At 39.1% G+C, this 17,504-nt stretch carries 14 protein-coding genes; 5 read left to right on the plus strand and 9 right to left on the minus strand.

The window, feature by feature from the left end:
* Positions 1-2 precede the first annotated feature (2 nt).
* Both LVD16_RS00575 and LVD16_RS00580 read left to right on the plus strand, forming a co-directional pair.
* Positions 3-1,058, plus strand: coding sequence for a FecCD family ABC transporter permease (locus tag LVD16_RS00575; protein ID WP_233771641.1), 1,056 nt, complete (start codon positions 3-5; stop codon positions 1,056-1,058).
* Positions 1,055-2,071, plus strand: coding sequence for an ABC transporter ATP-binding protein (locus LVD16_RS00580; protein WP_233771642.1), 1,017 nt, complete (start codon positions 1,055-1,057; stop codon positions 2,069-2,071). The genes LVD16_RS00575 and LVD16_RS00580 overlap by 4 nt, the downstream gene beginning before the upstream one ends.
* Here the strand turns inward: LVD16_RS00580 and LVD16_RS00585 are convergent.
* From LVD16_RS00585 to LVD16_RS00600, 4 genes are all read right to left on the minus strand, one after another.
* Positions 2,068-2,787 (minus strand): DUF547 domain-containing protein, encoded by a 720-nt coding sequence (locus LVD16_RS00585; RefSeq protein ID WP_233771643.1) that lies wholly within the window; start codon positions 2,785-2,787, stop codon positions 2,068-2,070. The genes LVD16_RS00580 and LVD16_RS00585 overlap by 4 nt on opposite strands.
* Before the next feature lie 211 nt (positions 2,788-2,998).
* Positions 2,999-4,408, minus strand: a complete 1,410-nt coding sequence (locus tag LVD16_RS00590; RefSeq protein ID WP_233771644.1) for a BspA family leucine-rich repeat surface protein — start codon at positions 4,406-4,408, stop codon at positions 2,999-3,001.
* A 69-nt stretch (positions 4,409-4,477) separates the two neighbouring features.
* Positions 4,478-5,848, minus strand: a complete 1,371-nt coding sequence (locus LVD16_RS00595) for a BspA family leucine-rich repeat surface protein (RefSeq protein WP_233771645.1) — start codon at positions 5,846-5,848, stop codon at positions 4,478-4,480.
* A 67-nt stretch (positions 5,849-5,915) separates the two neighbouring features.
* Positions 5,916-7,154 carry a BspA family leucine-rich repeat surface protein gene (locus tag LVD16_RS00600; RefSeq protein WP_233771646.1) on the minus strand — a complete coding sequence of 413 codons (1,239 nt, stop codon included), beginning with the start codon at positions 7,152-7,154 and terminating at the stop codon, positions 5,916-5,918.
* Between the two features lie 235 nt (positions 7,155-7,389).
* Here LVD16_RS00600 and LVD16_RS00605 point away from each other — a divergent pair, with 235 nt between their 5' ends.
* The 3 genes from LVD16_RS00605 to LVD16_RS00615 are packed head-to-tail and all read left to right on the plus strand — an operon-like array spanning position 7,390 to position 10,851.
* Positions 7,390-8,718, plus strand: coding sequence for an NAD(P)/FAD-dependent oxidoreductase (locus LVD16_RS00605; protein WP_233771647.1), 1,329 nt, complete (start codon positions 7,390-7,392; stop codon positions 8,716-8,718).
* Between the two features lie 7 nt (positions 8,719-8,725).
* Entirely contained in the window at positions 8,726-10,516 is a 1,791-nt protein-coding gene (locus tag LVD16_RS00610) for a 4Fe-4S binding protein (protein ID WP_370687633.1), read from the plus strand.
* 38 nt (positions 10,517-10,554) lie between these two features.
* Positions 10,555-10,851, plus strand: coding sequence for a hypothetical protein (locus LVD16_RS00615; protein ID WP_233771648.1), 297 nt, complete (start codon positions 10,555-10,557; stop codon positions 10,849-10,851).
* 5 nt (positions 10,852-10,856) lie between these two features.
* Here LVD16_RS00615 and LVD16_RS00620 read toward each other — a convergent pair whose 3' ends face one another.
* The 5 genes from LVD16_RS00620 to LVD16_RS00640 form a co-directional block, all read right to left on the minus strand.
* Positions 10,857-12,785: a tetratricopeptide repeat-containing sensor histidine kinase gene (locus tag LVD16_RS00620; RefSeq protein WP_233771649.1), complete on the minus strand. Its 1,929-nt coding sequence runs from the start codon at positions 12,783-12,785 to the stop codon at positions 10,857-10,859.
* Positions 12,786-12,956: 171 nt separating this feature from the next.
* Positions 12,957-13,955, minus strand: coding sequence for a flotillin-like protein FloA (gene floA / locus LVD16_RS00625; protein WP_233771650.1), 999 nt, complete (start codon positions 13,953-13,955; stop codon positions 12,957-12,959).
* Positions 13,956-13,957: 2 nt separating this feature from the next.
* On the minus strand, positions 13,958-14,428 hold the full coding sequence (locus tag LVD16_RS00630; RefSeq protein ID WP_233771651.1) for an NfeD family protein: 471 nt from the start codon (positions 14,426-14,428) through the stop codon (positions 13,958-13,960).
* A gap of 33 nt (positions 14,429-14,461) precedes the next feature.
* Positions 14,462-16,597 (minus strand): WG repeat-containing protein, encoded by a 2,136-nt coding sequence (locus LVD16_RS00635; RefSeq protein WP_233771652.1) that lies wholly within the window; start codon positions 16,595-16,597, stop codon positions 14,462-14,464.
* A 267-nt stretch (positions 16,598-16,864) separates the two neighbouring features.
* Entirely contained in the window at positions 16,865-17,170 is a 306-nt protein-coding gene (locus LVD16_RS00640) for a hypothetical protein (protein WP_233771653.1), read from the minus strand.
* Positions 17,171-17,504: the final 334 nt, after the last annotated feature.

The following is a 17,504-nucleotide window of genomic DNA, read 5'->3' on the forward strand; positions in this document are numbered from 1 at the left end:
AGTTGAAGACTGCACTATCCTCTCAGCGCTCATTTAAACTTACTCTGTGGGTAGTGTTACCGCTCTGTATTGCTGCTCTTTTTATTTTAGACCTGGTACTTGGAAGCGTTTCTATTCCTTTAAAAGATATCATTCATATCATACTTGGAGGTGAAGGTTCAAAAACCAGCTGGACCAATATTATCTGGGAATTTCGAATGCCTCGAGCCATTACCACCTTACTGGTAGGAGCAGCATTATCTGTTAGCGGACTGCAGCTACAAACATTATTTAGAAATCCTTTAGCCGGCCCTTTTGTGCTCGGCATAAGCACAGGCGCCAGTCTTGGTGTAGCGATCATTGTGCTGGCCGGATCCATGATTGGAGCCGCCATTTCATTTTATATGAACAGCTGGGCCATCATACTGGCTTCTACTGTGGGCTCATCATTGGTTCTTTTCATGGTGCTGGCCGCTTCTTTCAGGGTAAGAGACAGTATGACTTTACTCATTATAGGCCTCATGTTTGGTTCCTTTACTGGAGCGTTAGTCAGTGTACTTCAGTTTTATAGCAACTCAGAAGAAATTAAAATCTACCTCATCTGGACTATGGGCAGCCTGGGGAGACTGTCATGGGAGCAGATCACTTTGCTAGTTCCCATTGTTATAGCAGGAATAGCCATTTCATTTAGCATGATAAAGCCGCTTAACACTTTGCTTCTCAGTGAAAATTATGCTCAAAGTATGGGTGTTAACATTAAGAAGGTGAGGTTATCCATCATTCTCAGCACCAGTATTTTAGCAGGTAGTGTCACCGCTTTTTGCGGCCCTATTGCTTTCATAGGTTTGGCTGTACCTCATTTGGTGAGACTACTGGTAAATACCTCTGACCATAAATATACTTTGCCAGCCGTAGCCATGGGTGGAATGATCATTATGCTGGTGTGTGATATTGTATCTCAGGTACCAAATAGCGAATTCATATTACCAATCAATGCCGTCACCTCACTGATAGGTGCCCCGGTAGTGGTATGGGTACTGTTAAGAAAAAGGAACGTTAAACAAGCCTTTGGAAGATGACCCCTATCGATAACAGCGATATTGCCCTGAACCTGAAGAACCTGGCGGTGGGCTACGTTTCTAAGAAGAAAGAAATACGAATTATTCAAGGTATTAATCTGGCGCTACATTATGGCGAGTTGGTTTGCTTTATGGGGCCTAATGGCGTTGGTAAATCAACCTTACTTCGATCTATCACAGGAGTACAAAAACCCCTGGCGGGAGATTTTTTTCTGGAAGAAACTAATGCTAAAGCACTATCTACAGCTCAGCTGGCAAAGAAAATCAGTCTGGTACTTACGGATAAAATCAATGCTGGCAACCTAACCGCCGAGGAAGTGGTAGCTCTGGGCAGGTATCCATATGTGGGTTGGAATATTTCATTCGATAAGAAGGATCTGAAAGCTATAAAAAAGGCCATTGAACTCACTGGAATTAAGCCTTTCATCCATAAAAAGACTTTTGAACTCAGTGATGGACAGCTTCAGAAAGTGATGATTGCCAGAGCATTAGCTCAGGATACGCCTATTGTCATTTTGGACGAACCCACAGCTCATCTGGATCTGAATAATAGGGTGGGAATCATAAATTTATTGAGAGATTTAGCCAAGAATACAGGCAAGGCCATACTCATGGCTACCCATGAACTGGACCTGGCCCTACAAACGGCCGACAGGCTCTGGCTAGCCGGTTATCATTCGCCTATAGTTTCTGGAATACCTGAAGATCTGGTGCTTAACGGCGCTATTGATGATGTTTTTGAACTCAAAGGTTATGATTTGCGAACAGGCCTGTTAAAAAAACAAAGTCTGGGTAAAAAAGTAATGCTTAAAGGTGAGGGACATAATTACCTCTGGACCAAAAATGCTCTGGAAAGAAATGGCTATGAAATATCAGAAACATCCGATTATACCATAACCATTGAAATTGAAGGAGAGAAACCTTATTGGCAGGTGGAAGGACCGGGAGTGGCTTTTACCAATACCCTGGAAGAACTCATCCTCCACCTGAACCAAATAAATTTCCAGGTTTAACTTTCGTTCAAATTCCAATCATATTCGTAATAACCTACTTTATATGAATCTGGGATTTTCTTGGTTCGGTATTGATTAATAAAGCTTATCACTGATTTAGCTCCGTTCATGGAGAAGTCATCTTTATACCATTCAAAGATTTTAGAAAGTTCCACGCTTTTCTGTGAGGCGTGCACTTTTAGCCAGTCTGGATTATTTACTGACTTTTTAGTTCTTTCATCCAGCTGCTGATTTAAGGTAGCTGGTTTATAGGCAAAACTTGCTAAAGGCGGGCAACTCACTGCTGCACAGGCCAATGCGAAATGAATACGTGGATCTTTATAAGTCAAAATCAACTTTTTGATTTCCAGTGCATTGAGCGTCAAAGACTCGCCAGCTACCTTGTGTTTTACTTTATTAAAAAAGCCACTTTGATCTAATGGCGATTTTAACGGATAATATTTAGACACCTGATAAATTACCACCAGATTATAAGCGTTGATATAAAAAGCCTTTTTATCTTCTGCTGAGGCACCAGAAAGGTTCATTTCACCAATAGCCTTGTAAAGTCCATTGATCTTCACATCATCACCCATAACAGCCTTGTAATCAACCCGACCGGCCTTTACATATTCACTAAAGAAATTATCTGCCTGCGTAATAAAACTGCTAAGCGAGGTCTGAGCTGAAGCAGTATAGGATAGGATAAAAAATGATAAAATCAGTATTGCTCTCATATTATGACAATGATTTGATAAACCACAATATAAAGCAGATTGCAGCAATTAATTCTGTCATAGAACTGACATAGAGAATGAATTAATTTGTCAGCTTGATTACATTAAAGAGCATAAAAAAAAGAATGCCTCATCAGCAGTGTAGGGAATAGACTACTTAAACTTTTCCCATACAGCTACTAATTGAGACATTCAATTTATTATGTGTGTGCTAGTCGCAGCTTTCAGATTTAGAGTGGCCTAAAAATTTCCAACCCCTATCAACTAAAGTATTAAGAGCACTTTCATTACAATATGTAAGCCCATACATCTGTATACTAATATCAGAAAGACCAGAATTTTGAGCCCATCCGCTTAATGTAGCATCATAAGCCTCGGTAGACATACCAGTGTTAGACATAAAATAATTTAAATTTTCGATGCTTACTAAATTCCAATCACCTAAGTCCTGACTAAATTTAGCTGCACCAGGAAACATTTCCGACATGTCAGTAACGCTGCTCACATCCCAGGTGCCGATAGGCTGATTAAAGTCCTTTGCGTAATAAAACAGCCTTTTCATGTTTGTTACTTTTGAGACATTCCATCTGCTTATATCTGCGTTAAAAGCATTGGTATTAGCAAACATGCCAGACATATCAATTACGTTACTTACGTCCCAACTACCTAAATCTTGATTAAACTTCTCAGCGCTGTAAAACATCCTTCTCATGTTTTCCACTTTGGAAGTATTCCATTCACTTATGTCATCATTAAAAGAAGTGCCTTTAAACATGTATGACATGTCAGTAACATTGCTTACATCCCAGCTACTGAGACTTCCATTGAATAATACAGCCTCATAAAACATTAATGACATATCTGTCACCTCACTTAAATCAGGGGCATCAGTGAAATTACCAACCACCTTAGAACATCCTGCAAATGCTTCTTTAAAACTTTTCCACTGAATCTCACCCCATTGATCAATACTGGTTAAACTGGAATAATTTTCTGTTACTTTAAATGCTGGAAAATCTCCAATTATTTCAATCTGATACACACCTGGTTCACTATAAGTATGAGAAACCGATTCCGTCTGGTTGATACTTTCTGTACCATCTCCCCATGAAACATTGAAGTTATAATCACTGCTAAAATCTGCTTCTGTAACAGTATGTAAGGTGAAGTTAGTATCTTCTATATTCCATGTAGTGATAAACGGAGCATCTTTAAGGTCATTTAAATTGATAGTAACATTAGCTTTCTTATCATCTGCTCCTGGCGCAGATACCGTTACAACAGCTTCTAAACTTTCATTCACCTCATGGTCGAAAAACTCTGCATTCAAAACAGAAAGCTCTCCCGTTTCTTTATTGATGACCATGGCACCTTCTACAGTCTGAGAAGTTATGGCATAACTAACCTCTCCTTCAGATACCTCCGCTTTTATAACGCCCAAAACAGCTCCGACTTCAGGATTTTCGTCTATAACAACTAGCAAATCCTCTACGGTAAGCTGCAAAGGCACTTCAGGACCTAAAACAGGGGGCGTTGGATCCTCAGCATCGTCATCACCACAGCTGGATAAGAACATAGTGCCTACCAGGCATACTAGAATAAAAAAGTAATTGAATTTCATTTTTTAAGATATATAGTTTGCAAAAGATGAACAGGAGAGGCTTCTCCTGTTTATGATGAAATTGACTGTTTAATTGCACTCTTCAGATTGAATATCTCCCTCTATGCTCCAGCCTTTGTCTATCAAAATATTCCTTGCTGCTATGTTGCAGTATTTAACCTGATGGGCTCCTAAGACAATATTTGATGGCACTGCCTTTTGCGACCAGGCCTCTAAAGTGGCATCGTAATCATCAATGGATATTCCACTATAAAATAAGAAATAACTCATATCCTCTATACTCTCAATATTCCAGCTACCCAAATTTTGGCTAAATGCATTGGTCTTTGATAACATCCCAATCATATTAGTAACATTGCTTACATCCCAACTGCTAATATTCTGATTAAATACTTCTGTCCCATAGAGCATATATGACATCGTGGTTACGCTACTCACATCCCAGCCAGCAATGTTTTGATTAAACTTGGTAGCGTCATAAAACATATGATTCATGGTTTCAACCTTACCCACATCCCAGGTTGAAAGATTACCATTGAAGTTTTCAGCCTTGTAAAAAATATGGTTCAGGTAGACAACATTACTAACATCCCAGTTACTCAGATCAGCATTGAAAGACTTTGCTTCTGAAAACATATGAGACATATCAATAACTTCACTTAAATCTGGAGCATCTGTGAAATTAGCTCCTACATTAGAACAGCCTTCAAAAGCTCTATTGAAGCTTAGCCACTTGATATCTCCCCACTGATCGATGCTTTTGAGCTTAGACCTGTGCTCTTCTTTTATTGTCCAGTTTGCAAACTTCCCTGTAATTTTTACCTGATAATATCCGGGTGAGCCATACTCATGGGTTGCAGTTCCAGTGTAAGCTTCTGCCGCTGTACCATCTCCCCATGAAATGACGTAGTCATAGCTTTCAGGAAAACCACTGTAGTAGGTAATTTCTAATGTTGGTGCATCAGCGGTTATTCCCCATGTGGTAACAAAAGGTACGTCTGATACATTATTGATCGTAATCATTATCGCTACCTCCACATCATCCGCACCCTCAGCTGATACAGTTACTGTTGAACTTATGCTTTCATTCACCTCATAATCAAATGGTTCTACATTCAGCACACTGAGCTCACCGGTTTCTTCATTTATAGCTAAAGCACCCTCTACATCCTGAGAAGTAATTGCATAGCTGATAGTGCCTTCAGTAACCTCTGCTTTAATTGTACCTAACACTGCTCCCTCTGCCGGATTTTCATCGATAGTGACAGCAAAATCCTCTGCTGTAAGCGTAACTGATGTTTCAGGGTCGGTGTCCGGATCATCATCTTTAGGATCACCAGAAGATGGTGGCGTGGGATCTTCAGCATCGTCATCACCACAGCTGGATAAGAACATAGTGCCTACCAGGCACACTAGAATAAAAAAGTAATTGAGTTTCATTATTAAGAATAAGTAGTTTGAAAAATGAGCAGGAGAGGATTCTCCTGCTTATGATGAAAATTTGTATTTAATTACAGTCTGCAGATTTTGAATCACCACTGATAGTCCACCCTTTGCTAATAAGCGCGTTGCGGGCTGACTCATCACAAAATTCTAAGCCTGAGGCTCCCAGTTTGATACTACTTTTATCTTGCTTTGACCAACTGAATAATATTTTATCGTAATTGTCTTTAGAAACTCCGGAACCATCAAGCATGTAACTCATACTTGACACCGACTTAAGATCCCAACTACTCAAATCCTGGTTAAATGATGAAGCATATTCGAACATTGAGTTCATATTAGCTACATTACTAACATCCCATTTAGATAGATCTCCATTAAATTTACTTGCCCGGGTAAACATAAAAGACATGTTAGTAATGTTATCCACACTCCAGTCAGACAAGTCTGCATCAAATTCCTCCGCATACAGAAACATCTTAGACGCACTTTTTACTTTAGTCATAGAGGGTGTATCTTCACTTCTATCCTGTATTTTAGCGCAGTAAGCAAACATTCCTGAAAAATTTTCCCATTGTATATTGCCCCATTGATCCAGGTATAATAAGCGTTCTTCCAGATTATCATGATAATAGTCCTCAGAACTGCCGTCCATATTCATAGCTGGAAAAATCCCGGTCACTTCTATTTGGTATTCTCCCGCCTCATTGTACGTGTGTTCAGCATCACCTTCGTGATTTCTACTGGTAGTGCCATCTCCCCAATTTACTGTATAGTCATAGTCATAATCGGTGTTAATTGGTATAAGTACTGTTTTATCCTCTTCAGTAATTTTCCAGGTAGTGATAAAACCTACTTGATCATCTAAGTCCTGCAAAGTGACTGCTATTTCAATTTCCACATCTTCTGCACCTTCGGCTGACACTACCACTACTGCACTGAGACTTTCATAAGCATCATAATCAAAGCGGTCAGGGTTTAGTACAGTTACTTCACCTGTTTCTGCATCTACAGATAATGCCTCCTCTTTTTCCTGAGAAGAAATAGCATAGCTGATGGTTCCTTCAGTAACCTCTGCTTTAATTGTACCTAACACAGCTCCTGCGTCAGGATTCTCATCAATAGTTACTGAAAAATCTTCTGCTGTAAGTGTAACAGATGTTTCAGGATCGGTGTCCGGATCATCATCTTTAGGATCACCAGAAGATGGTGGCGTGGGATCTTCAGCATCGTCATCACCACAGCCGGATAAGAACATAGTGCCTACCAGACATACTAGAATAAAAAAGTAATTGAGTTTCATGTTTGTTGTATGTTAAAAAAATATGGAGCCGAAACAGCTCTATTAAAAATTATTTCTAGCCTCAGATTAAAAGACAATCATGGGCTCTAAATCCCCTATGGAGTTTTGATGTTTTTTGAAATAATTTTTGACATGTAATATGTATGTAAGCCAACCGACATATTTCTGATAACTTATCCAGAGTATTTTCATTTAATGAATCTAGTAGGGATATTTACCTGATAAGAACTCATGTATGAAAAAGGTAGTCATAATAGGTAATGGTATTTCGGGCATTACTGCTGCACGTCATATTCGTAAGCGAAGCAACTATGATATAACAGTTATATCTGCCGAGTCTGAACATTTCTGGTCGCGTACAGCTCTGATGTACATTTACATGGGCCACATGAAATATGAACACACCAAGCCCTATGAAGATAGCTTTTGGAAGAAAAACAACATTTCTTTGATTCATGATTATGTTCATACTATCGATTTTGATTCGAAAACATTATCACTTCAATCCAATGCGCCCGTTCATTATGACAGCCTGATATTAGCTACCGGATCAAAGCCTAACAAATTTAATTGGCCTGGACAGGATTTGGAGGGAGTTTGTACCATGGTAAGCCTGCAAGACCTTGAAAATATAGAAAAGCAAAGCAAAGACGCTCGAAAGGCGGTGGTAGTAGGAGGCGGCTTGATAGGTGTAGAAATGGCAGAAATGTTAAGATCAAGAAATATTGACACCACATTTTTGGTGCGTGAAAAGCACTTTTGGGGTGGAATTCTACCTCAAAAAGAGGGTTCATTAATTGAAAATCATATTCGTGAGCATCATGTAAACTTATTGCTTGGCACTGAGCTAAAAGAAATAAAGTCTGATAATTCCGGAAAGGTGAAATCACTAATCACCTTAGAGGGCAAAGAAATTGAATGTGACTTTGTAGGGCTCGCAGTAGGTGTACACCCAAATCTGGACTTAGTAAAAAACACTGCTCTAAAAACGAATAAAGGAATTTTAGTTAATGAATATCTGGAGACAAATCTCCCTGATGTTTATGCGGTTGGAGATTGTGCAGAGCGAATTGAGCCTTTGACAGACCGCCCGCCAGTGGAGCAAGTTTGGTACACCGGCAGAATGATGGGTGAGGCAGTTGCCGCCACCATTTGCGGAAGTAAAACAGCGTATCAACCTGGGCCCTGGTTTAACTCAGCCAAGTTTTTTGATGTAGAATACCAGACTTATGGCCAGGTGAAAAATCTGCTAAAAGAAGGAGAAACCGACTTTTACTGGCAGCATGACACTAAGCATTTGGCTATGCATTTTGTATTTGACCAACAGTCGGAAAAGTTTTTGGGCGTGAACACTTTTGGCATAAGATTAAGGCATGAATACTTTGACAGGTGGCTTAAATCTGGCAAAAGCATTCGATTTGTGCTGGAAAATTTAAGGGAAGCCAATTTCGACCCTGAATTCTATTCTTCATACGAGGAAGAAATTATAAGCGCATTTAACCAGCAGCACCCACAGTTAGCAGTATCTGTGACAAAACGAAAGAAAATTTTAGGGCTATTCTAATTTAACGATGATGAAAACTTCAATGCTTCAAAAAACCGGGATGGCCATATTTATATCCGCTTGTGCGATATTAATAGCTGTGCTATTCATTAATCACTACAAGCTTGATTCCCATAAGCTAGAAGAGGCGGTTAACGAAGAAGAGTACCAACAACTGGCATCAATATTAGAGCCTATCTTTAATAAAAAATACAGCGAAAGCTTTTCATTTAATGCGGCTACAAAAGAACGGCTTCAAAATGCCAATAAAGAGATCATTTCAACTTACTCTGTTACAGAACAAGACATCGACCTCAGCTTAAAAAGTTTTGAAAAGGAGAACATCACTTATGACAATACTCTCGTAGCTAGCTCATTTCCAGCCAATAACATCAGTGATTTTAAAAAAGAAAAACTACAAGCTTACACCAGCTGGATGAATGGGAAAGTCTATGCTAATAGTGATGATTTAAAAAAAGAACTACTAACCACCGCTCAAAACATTAACAATAGTATCATCAACGATAAAGGATTTAGTGATTATAAAATCAGCAATCTACAACTTACTATTACACGAGCTGCCAGTGAAGGTCCGGTCAAATCCAACCCCATCTTATGGTTCCTACTTACTTTCGGACTAGGTATTATAGGAGCGCTTATTTACATTTTACCCAAGCTAAAGCTACTTCCGGGCATTAAAAATGATGGCATTTTCCATAGCGCTCACACAGGTAGAGGATGGATTGGGATCACCATCGGAGTATTACTCATTTTGTTCTATGTGATTTTATATTGGTTCCCTGAGTATATGACGGGATGGATGCAACTGGTTGACCCTGTAAGCTATTTACTCAATGGTGGAGCCGCCAGCCAATGGTTCTTTTATGGTTTCCTCTACACGATAGCTATAGCTGTAATGGGTGTACGTATGCTGATCAAATATCGACACAGCAAATACCATATCATCAGAACATCATCAATCATTTTCTTTCAAACGGCCTTTGCTTTTATTATCCCTGAGATATTAATTCTGCTTAATAAGCCTAGCATGGACTTCAAAAACATATGGCCTCTTAACTACACCTTCTTCTTCGATTACAACATCCAAAATCTGGTTAGCAGTGGTGCTTTAGGTCTTTTTATGCTGGTTTGGGGAATAATTTTGGCTGTGGTGGCGGTCCCAGTGATTACATATTTCTATGGTAAAAGATGGTATTGCTCCTGGGTATGTGGTTGCGGCGGACTGGCAGAGACGCTGGGAGATCCATATCGTCAACTGTCGGATAAGTCAACCAAAGCCTGGAAAGTAGAAAGATGGATGATTCATAGTGTGCTGGTATTTGCAGCGGTGATGACCGCCGGCACGCTATATACATATTTTTCAGGTAGCAGCTCGCTGTTGGGGATTGACACTTATTCTCTGCGCTCGACCTACGGCTTTTTGATCGGCTCTGTGTTTGCCGGAGTAGTGGGTGTAGGCTTCTATCCTTTTATGGGTAGTCGAGTTTGGTGCCGTTTTGGCTGTCCACTGGCGGCATATTTAGGAATTATCCAGAGGTTTAAATCCCGATTCAGGATCACTACTAACGGCGGGCAATGCATTAGCTGTGGTAACTGCAGCACCTATTGCGAAATGGGAATAGATGTGAGATGGTATGCCCAAAGGGGGCAAAATATTGTAAGAGCCTCATGTGTAGGCTGCGGTGTGTGCTCTTCAGTATGTCCAAGAGGTGTATTAAAACTAGAAAACAACGACCCTAATGATAGATTTAATGAGCCTATTATCATTGGTAGTGAGCAGGTTAAAATTGTAGAATAAGTATTTTATTACTATTTTAATAAAAAACTAAAAGTAGTATGTCAGGAGGAGCTGGTCATCTTATGGATATGATTAACCGCATGAAAGCTAACAACGGCAAGCTTTCTCGCAATGGTTATTTCGGTTTAAATGACAGATTACTTAAAGTTGACTCCAATGCAACCTACAAGTTTAAAAAAGCTTCAAAAGGTGAGTTAAAAATTATACGTAAGAAGCTCAAAGATCAGAGCAAAAAAGAATTGCTAAGAATGTTTATGGTGATAGGCATTTCCATTTTAGTAGCCGCAGTAATTCTGGGAGCTATCACCACAATCCTCACTAAGTATTACATTTAGGTCAATCAAGCCACATATCTAGGTAAAGTAAAAGTAAATGTACTGCCCTTACCAGGCTCGCTATTCACATAAAACTCACCCTGGTTTTCACGGATCAGCTGCTGGCTTAAAATAAGTCCCAGTCCGCTACCTTTTTCATTTGAGGTACCTACTTTAGTTTCTGTTTGGGTGATATCATAGAGCTTTTCAATACTTTCTTGCGTAAGGCCTATTCCTTCATCCACCACAGAAATCTGAATTTTATCCTCTCTCTGCATAGCTTGAATTTTAATTTCGCTATCAGGATAAGAGAATTTGATGGCGTTACCTATGAAATTTCTTAGCACTGTATGAATGGAATTACTATTAGCCAGAGCAACTATATTCTCATCGCTATAGTCTTTAATTTGGATATTTTTAGAGGCAGCGGTTAAGGCATAGAGCTCAATATTTTTCTGAATGAGCTCATTCACGTCTACTTTATCTATTTCAAGCTTGTGAGACTTGGTCTGATTGATAGACCAGGCCAATAAATTATCTAGCAACTCACTTAGGTTATTTAGAGAATCATTGATCTTGCCTCCCATGAGTTGAATATCATCCTTACTAAGCCTGTCTATATTATTTACAAGAAGGTTCGAAAAGCCTTTAAGCGAGTTCAGAGGACTTTTAATATCATGAGAAATAATGGAAAAAAGCTGGTCCTTACCTCTATTAATTTTAATTAAATCAGCTTTTTGAGATTGTATTCGAGCATTTTTATAGGCCAGGAGATCCTTTTTATTCTTATTAAGCTGATAGGATCTGTATAAAAGCACTAGTATGATTAGCACCAATATAAAACCACCAAGAAGTGCGTAAGTCAGTAGATCTTTCTGTCTTAAGTTAGCATCCTGAATCTGCCGATCCATTTGCAATATGGCTATTTCATTTTCCCTGTTCTCAGCATTATACTTCTGTTTCAACTCCTGCAAATGCTCCATATTGTTCTTCTTCTGAACAGAGTCTTTTGCCATAACATTCATTTTGAGGTATTTGTAAGCCTCAGAATAATTGCCAGATTCTTCAGATAATGAGATTAACAGATTTGTCGCATTTCTCACCGAGATATAAGACTCAATCTCCCTGCCTACCTTCAATGCCTCCTCAGCCAGGCGTTTAGCCCTAAGTGGCATTTTTTGTTTTCTTCTAAGATTTGCCTGGTCTAATAAGTTGGTAACCAGGAATATCTGATCATCCACCTCCCTAAAAAGAGATTCAGCCGTTTGGTAATATTCCAAAGCAGCATTGAACTTACCGTTCTCCTCCATGATCTTACCCAGATTTCCGTAAGTAGAGCCCAGATCCTTTTTATCGCCAAGCTTATTTTTTATCTCAAGTGATTTCAGAAAATAGTCTTCCGCAGTTTTCAGATCATTAAAAAACTGCAGGTAAACCAAACCAATATTATTCAATGCCTGAGCCTCCCCTTTTAAACCTCCTGTTTTACTGAAGATTTCTAAGGCTTTTTTGAAGTATTGGAGAGATTTTTTACCATCGCCAGAATAGGCATAAATAATACTTATGTCATTGATAGCATTTGCAATCTGCACACTATCCTTTATTTCTCGATATATTTTTAACGAAGCAAAGATATGATCAAGCGCAGCATCATAGCTACCATTATCACGCTCCAATCGCCCCATGTTGATATAGGCATCGCCTAAATTCTTCATCCCACCTTGCTCTTTGGCTTCCTTCAGACAAAGCTTGCCATAATACATGGCCGAGTCTGGCTGAGAATATTGCAATGTCATGGAAAGGGAATAATAGATCTGCACTCTGAGAGAATCAGAGGCGCCGGAAAGCTCTTGAAGAAGACTATCTACCTTACTGGCTTTCTCCTGTGCTTGTGCACCCACAGCAGATAGCAGCCAGCATAACAAAAATTTTGTATAAAGGAAAGACCTAGGCATTAGTCATAATTCTACTTAAGAAATATGATGAAACTACTTTCACCTTGACACTTACGGCTTTTAAAGCCCCAACTAAAGACATAACGCAAATTAGGGGACTTTCATATAAATATAAAAAAGAAAGGCCGCCAGATTCTCTGACAGCCTATCTTTTTTTGAGCAAAAATGATCTTACTTTTTGCTGCCTTTATCTTTAGAACTGGAAGAACCTGGCTTAGCGATAGATTCTCTCATTTCTGTATCTGCTTTTATGTTGTCCATTTTATAGTAATCCATAATTCCCAGATTACCATTTCTAAAGGCCTCAGCCATAGCTTTTGGTACTTCTGCTTCTGCTTCAATAACCTTTGCTCTCGCTTCTTGCGCTTTAGCTTTCATTTCCTGCTCATGGGCTACAGCCATCGCTCTTCTTTCCTCAGCTTTAGCTTCCGCCACCTTAAGGTCAGCAGAGGCCTGATCGGTCTGTAATTTCGCGCCGATGTTAGTACCAACATCTACATCAGCAATATCAATGGAAAGAATTTCAAATGCTGTTCCGGCATCTAACCCTCTCTGTAACACAAGCTTAGATATTTTGTCAGGATTTTCAAGTACTTCTTTATGCGTACCAGCAGAACCGATGGAAGTTACAATACCTTCACCAACCCTGGCAAGAATAGTATCTTCTCCGGCACCACCTACTAATTGTTGAATATTTGCCCTTACCGTTACTCTGGCAATGGCAATCAACTGAATACCATCGGCAGCAACTGCAGCCACCTTAGGCGTAGTGATAACCTTCGGATTTACAGATATTTGCACCGCTTCAAACACATCTCTACCTGCCAAATCGATAGCAGTAGCTTGTTTGAAAGTAAGGTTGATGTTCGCCTTATCTGCAGATATGAGCGCCTTAATTACTGAAGGCACATGACCACCCGCCAAATAATGCGTTTCCAGCTCTTTAGTAGTTACAGTAAGTCCTGCTTTGGTAGCTGTAATTAATGAATTTACTACTACCCCTGGAGGCACCTTACGAATCCTCATGAACATAAGCTCAAAAAGACCCACTTTTACATTTGAAAAACGAGCCGTGATCCAAAGACCTACGGGTATAAAATAAAGAAATACAAAAAAGACTACAATCCCCAGTACAATAATGAGGATGAGGCCTACACCGGTTAATTCCATGGTTAAGTAATTGGTTCTACAAAAATGTTATTAGTATTAATTTTAATGATCTTGATCTTAGTGCCGCTATCCAGGTAATTACCCAGAGACTTTACTTCATAAAGCTTTTCAGAAAACTCGGCCTTACCAAAAGGCTTAAGGGTAGAAACAGCTATACCTTCATCGCCAACATGCAAGGCGCCGGCATAACCTTCATTTACCTTGCTGGATATTGTCTCTTTGAGAGAAAACTTATCCCAGGTTTTACCTTTGAAGCTAAAATAAAGTGATATAGCAAGAACAACGGAGCTGCCAGCAGTAAGCCAAATACCTGGTTCCATACCGAAATAGGTAAACCCAAGATATAAGCCAAAAGCTACAGCTATAAAGCCCAATACACCTACGAATGTAGTGCCAGGCACAAATAAAACCTCAACTATAATAAATCCTAAGCCTACTATAATGAGGGCAATAACAGTAATCCATTCTATCATAAGTGAGCACTTAGTGAGTTAAATGTAGTAAAATTATGGAATCTGTATGTCCTTCCAGCCGGATTTTTTCATGGCCAGGTAGCAAGACTTGGTGCTATCATAGGTAAGCTGATCATACATTAATGGGATCACATCCACACCATTTAGATCCAAAACGCCATATTTACCAAACTTCTTCACTATCACATGTCCATTTCCTACATCTACTAACTCATCATATTTAGGGTTCACGATTAGTCGCCCTTGTTTATTGATAAGACCTTTTTTATCTCCTTTAAGAACTACATACCTACCATTAGCTTCATGATAAATAGAGTCGTAATCGAAGGCAGAAACTTTATCTCCATTGTAGTCAATAAGCCCGAAACCTTTCTCTGTAGATGCAATGGCAAGACCATCCATGAATTCACTTACTGAAGAGTATAATGGCTGCACCACTATTCTTTCTCTTTTATCTATAAAACCCCAATGGCCTATAAGTTTAATGGCTGCGAAACCTTCCTTGAAATTCCCTACATCATCATATCTATTGGCTATACGTAATCTATTTTGATTGTCAACAAATCCATACTGACCATTGATCTTTACCGGATAATAGCCTTCAGAAGGAGCTCTAACCTCCTCATACCTGTCATTAGTGGCAGACTTATTAAGTATTCTTCCACTAAAGTCTACCTTCCAAACGCCTCCATCACTCAGATGCTCAACCAGGTAACTATCAAATACTTCCACCTTATTTTCTGTGAAATAAATAGTGCCTTCTTCAAAACTCTTCAGATTAGTCAGCGCACGATCCAGCTCCAGATAGAATTTATCATTGATCACCTTCAAAAATTTCTTTTGAGGAAAAACTACCCAGCGCCCTTGCTTATCTATAACTCCATACTCACCATGAAATTTCACAGCTAATAGTCCGTCTACTGCTGGTTGTATTTCATCATAAACACAATGTATTACTTCCTCTCCTTGCCTGTTGATACAGCCCCAATACTCACCCTTTTTAACCGGATACAAATAGCTGGTTTCCTCTCCAATGGCATCATATAACTGTACTGATTTTTTTATTCCATGGGCATCATAAAGTGACCATTTATTTACCGAAGATATATGCTCTCTACAGTAAAGCATCTCTTTATTGAAATAAACAGAATCGAACTTAGCGGGCAAAATCACCTCTGAGTTCTTCTTCATTACTCCCCAGTGGCTACCTTTTTTAAAGGCATACATTTCACTTTGTATCGATAAAAGATCGTCATAAGAACCTAACGTCACCATGGAACCAGTACTATCTATTAGCCAAGTTTTGTTATTGGCCACCAGCTGCCAGGTATGATTATCAATAGGAATGACCTTATCTGCCCGAAGGGTTTGCTGGTCTTTTTGATTTTGCTCATCTAAAATATGCCATTCATCAAAAGCTACTTTTTTTGGTGTGGAGCCAGTAACATCGAAATCCCTACTCTCTATTGGAGCCACCAAAATACCCGAAGAGTTGATGAGCCCTCTCAGATGGTTTTCGAAAACCACGGCATATCCGGATTTAAAATTGCTGATGCTATCCAGCTCAAATCCAACCACTTGCTTTCCTTTATCATTATAGATGGCCATTTTACCATCTGTATTTCTCACACCAAAGCGAAGGTTACCCAACGGTACTATTTCCTTATATTCTATCGGAATTACTTCCTTACCTCCCAGGTCCACCACTCCATATTGATATTTATTACCCGATTTGTTAGAGACAATAGCCCTTAGATCAGACACATCTATAGAAGCATACTTAAAGGGCAAGACTACTTTGCCGCTAGTAGATATTACACCTAAAAAGTCGCGCTGAGAGATTTTACCTTTTCTGGCAGCAATGAGAAGCTGACCTCTGGAAGGGTAAATTTGAGTGTATTCTGGTGGTGTGATTATTTCGTTAGCCAAACTTATCAACCCCCAACCCTCAGGAGTTTTATAGCCGATGGTATTATTGACTACTTGCAGTTTACCGCGGGTCCAACCTAATGATTCATACTTGGCGGGAATCACTACACTACCTTCATCATTTTTAAGGCCTTGCTTTCCATGATCAGAGAATAGCTCATAATCATTTCCAGCTGATGAAAATGATGTATTGAAGAAGAGAAATATAGTTAGATAAAAAAATATAAAAGTATGTTTCATCCTCGCCTGTGTCTTCATCACAAAATAGCACTTCTTGTGACAGATCTTTAGTTTAAAAGGTTAATAATCTTAAGGTTAGTGATTTGTATTTGCAATATAAAAAATGGTTTTGAAGAATGCCGAAACAAATACCAACTAATCCTTCAAAACATCACAATCTCATAAAAAAGCACCATAACCTGCGCTAGAAACACAATTTAGCAGCATTTTCGTTTCCTCATAAGAGAATTTTAACAAAAGATTTTCGAAAGTAGGAAATGTAGGCAATCAACAAGGCACAGGGAAGGCAATGATCTTGTAGAATTTATCCCTTTCTATCTTATTTCTCTCGGTAGGATTACGAATGTATTTTTCTGTGGCGGACACAGCACATAGTTCGTTTAAAGAGTATCTTTCACCTATTACTTCATTAGGAAGATAGTCGTATTCGCGAAGTAAGTATTTGTAAATTTTTGCCAGTTTCTCCTTACTAGGCACAGCTGCATAAACCTCTAACAAATCCCAAATAGGGCCTGTTTCTCCGAGTATTTTATGTATAGACTCTGCTAAAAAGCGACTTTTCTGTGTTGGCATCTAAATGCAGTTACTGAATATTGGGCACCCAATAACGTAATATTCGATGTAACTTTCAATAAAAATCTGATAATTAAAATTAGTATTCATATTAAATGATCGATGAGTTAAATTTTAAAAACCTTCTTATTTCATCTGACGTAATATGACTTATGAGATTCCTTATTTCCATCATACTTTGGTTCATATTGTTAGCCCTGTGCTGGCCATTGGCCATACTTGCCTTTTTCGTGTGGTTGATCCTTTTACCGTTTCAACTATTAGGATTTGCCATCGGCGGTGTGTTTAAATTAGTTACAGCTATCATCATGTTTCCTTTTAAGATTGCCAGTAG

The sequence above is a fragment of the Fulvivirga ligni genome, assembly GCF_021389935.1.
Classification (GTDB): Bacteria; Bacteroidota; Bacteroidia; order Cytophagales; family Cyclobacteriaceae; genus Fulvivirga; species Fulvivirga ligni.

Coding starts and splice junctions, on each gene's coding strand:
- LVD16_RS00580 (WP_233771642.1), top strand. CDS start 1,055: ATGACCCCTATCGATAACAGCGATATTGCCCTGAACCTGAAGAACCTG.
- LVD16_RS00585 (WP_233771643.1), bottom strand. CDS start 2,787: ATGAGAGCAATACTGATTTTATCATTTTTTATCCTATCCTATACTGCT.
- LVD16_RS00590 (WP_233771644.1), bottom strand. CDS start 4,408: ATGAAATTCAATTACTTTTTTATTCTAGTATGCCTGGTAGGCACTATG.
- LVD16_RS00595 (WP_233771645.1), bottom strand. CDS start 5,848: ATGAAACTCAATTACTTTTTTATTCTAGTGTGCCTGGTAGGCACTATG.
- LVD16_RS00600 (WP_233771646.1), bottom strand. CDS start 7,154: ATGAAACTCAATTACTTTTTTATTCTAGTATGTCTGGTAGGCACTATG.
- LVD16_RS00605 (WP_233771647.1), top strand. CDS start 7,390: ATGAAAAAGGTAGTCATAATAGGTAATGGTATTTCGGGCATTACTGCT.
- LVD16_RS00610 (WP_370687633.1), top strand. CDS start 8,726: ATGATGAAAACTTCAATGCTTCAAAAAACCGGGATGGCCATATTTATA.
- LVD16_RS00615 (WP_233771648.1), top strand. CDS start 10,555: ATGTCAGGAGGAGCTGGTCATCTTATGGATATGATTAACCGCATGAAA.
- LVD16_RS00620 (WP_233771649.1), bottom strand. CDS start 12,785: ATGCCTAGGTCTTTCCTTTATACAAAATTTTTGTTATGCTGGCTGCTA.
- floA (WP_233771650.1), bottom strand. CDS start 13,955: ATGGAATTAACCGGTGTAGGCCTCATCCTCATTATTGTACTGGGGATT.
- LVD16_RS00630 (WP_233771651.1), bottom strand. CDS start 14,428: ATGATAGAATGGATTACTGTTATTGCCCTCATTATAGTAGGCTTAGGA.
- LVD16_RS00635 (WP_233771652.1), bottom strand. CDS start 16,597: ATGAAACATACTTTTATATTTTTTTATCTAACTATATTTCTCTTCTTC.
- LVD16_RS00640 (WP_233771653.1), bottom strand. CDS start 17,170: ATGCCAACACAGAAAAGTCGCTTTTTAGCAGAGTCTATACATAAAATA.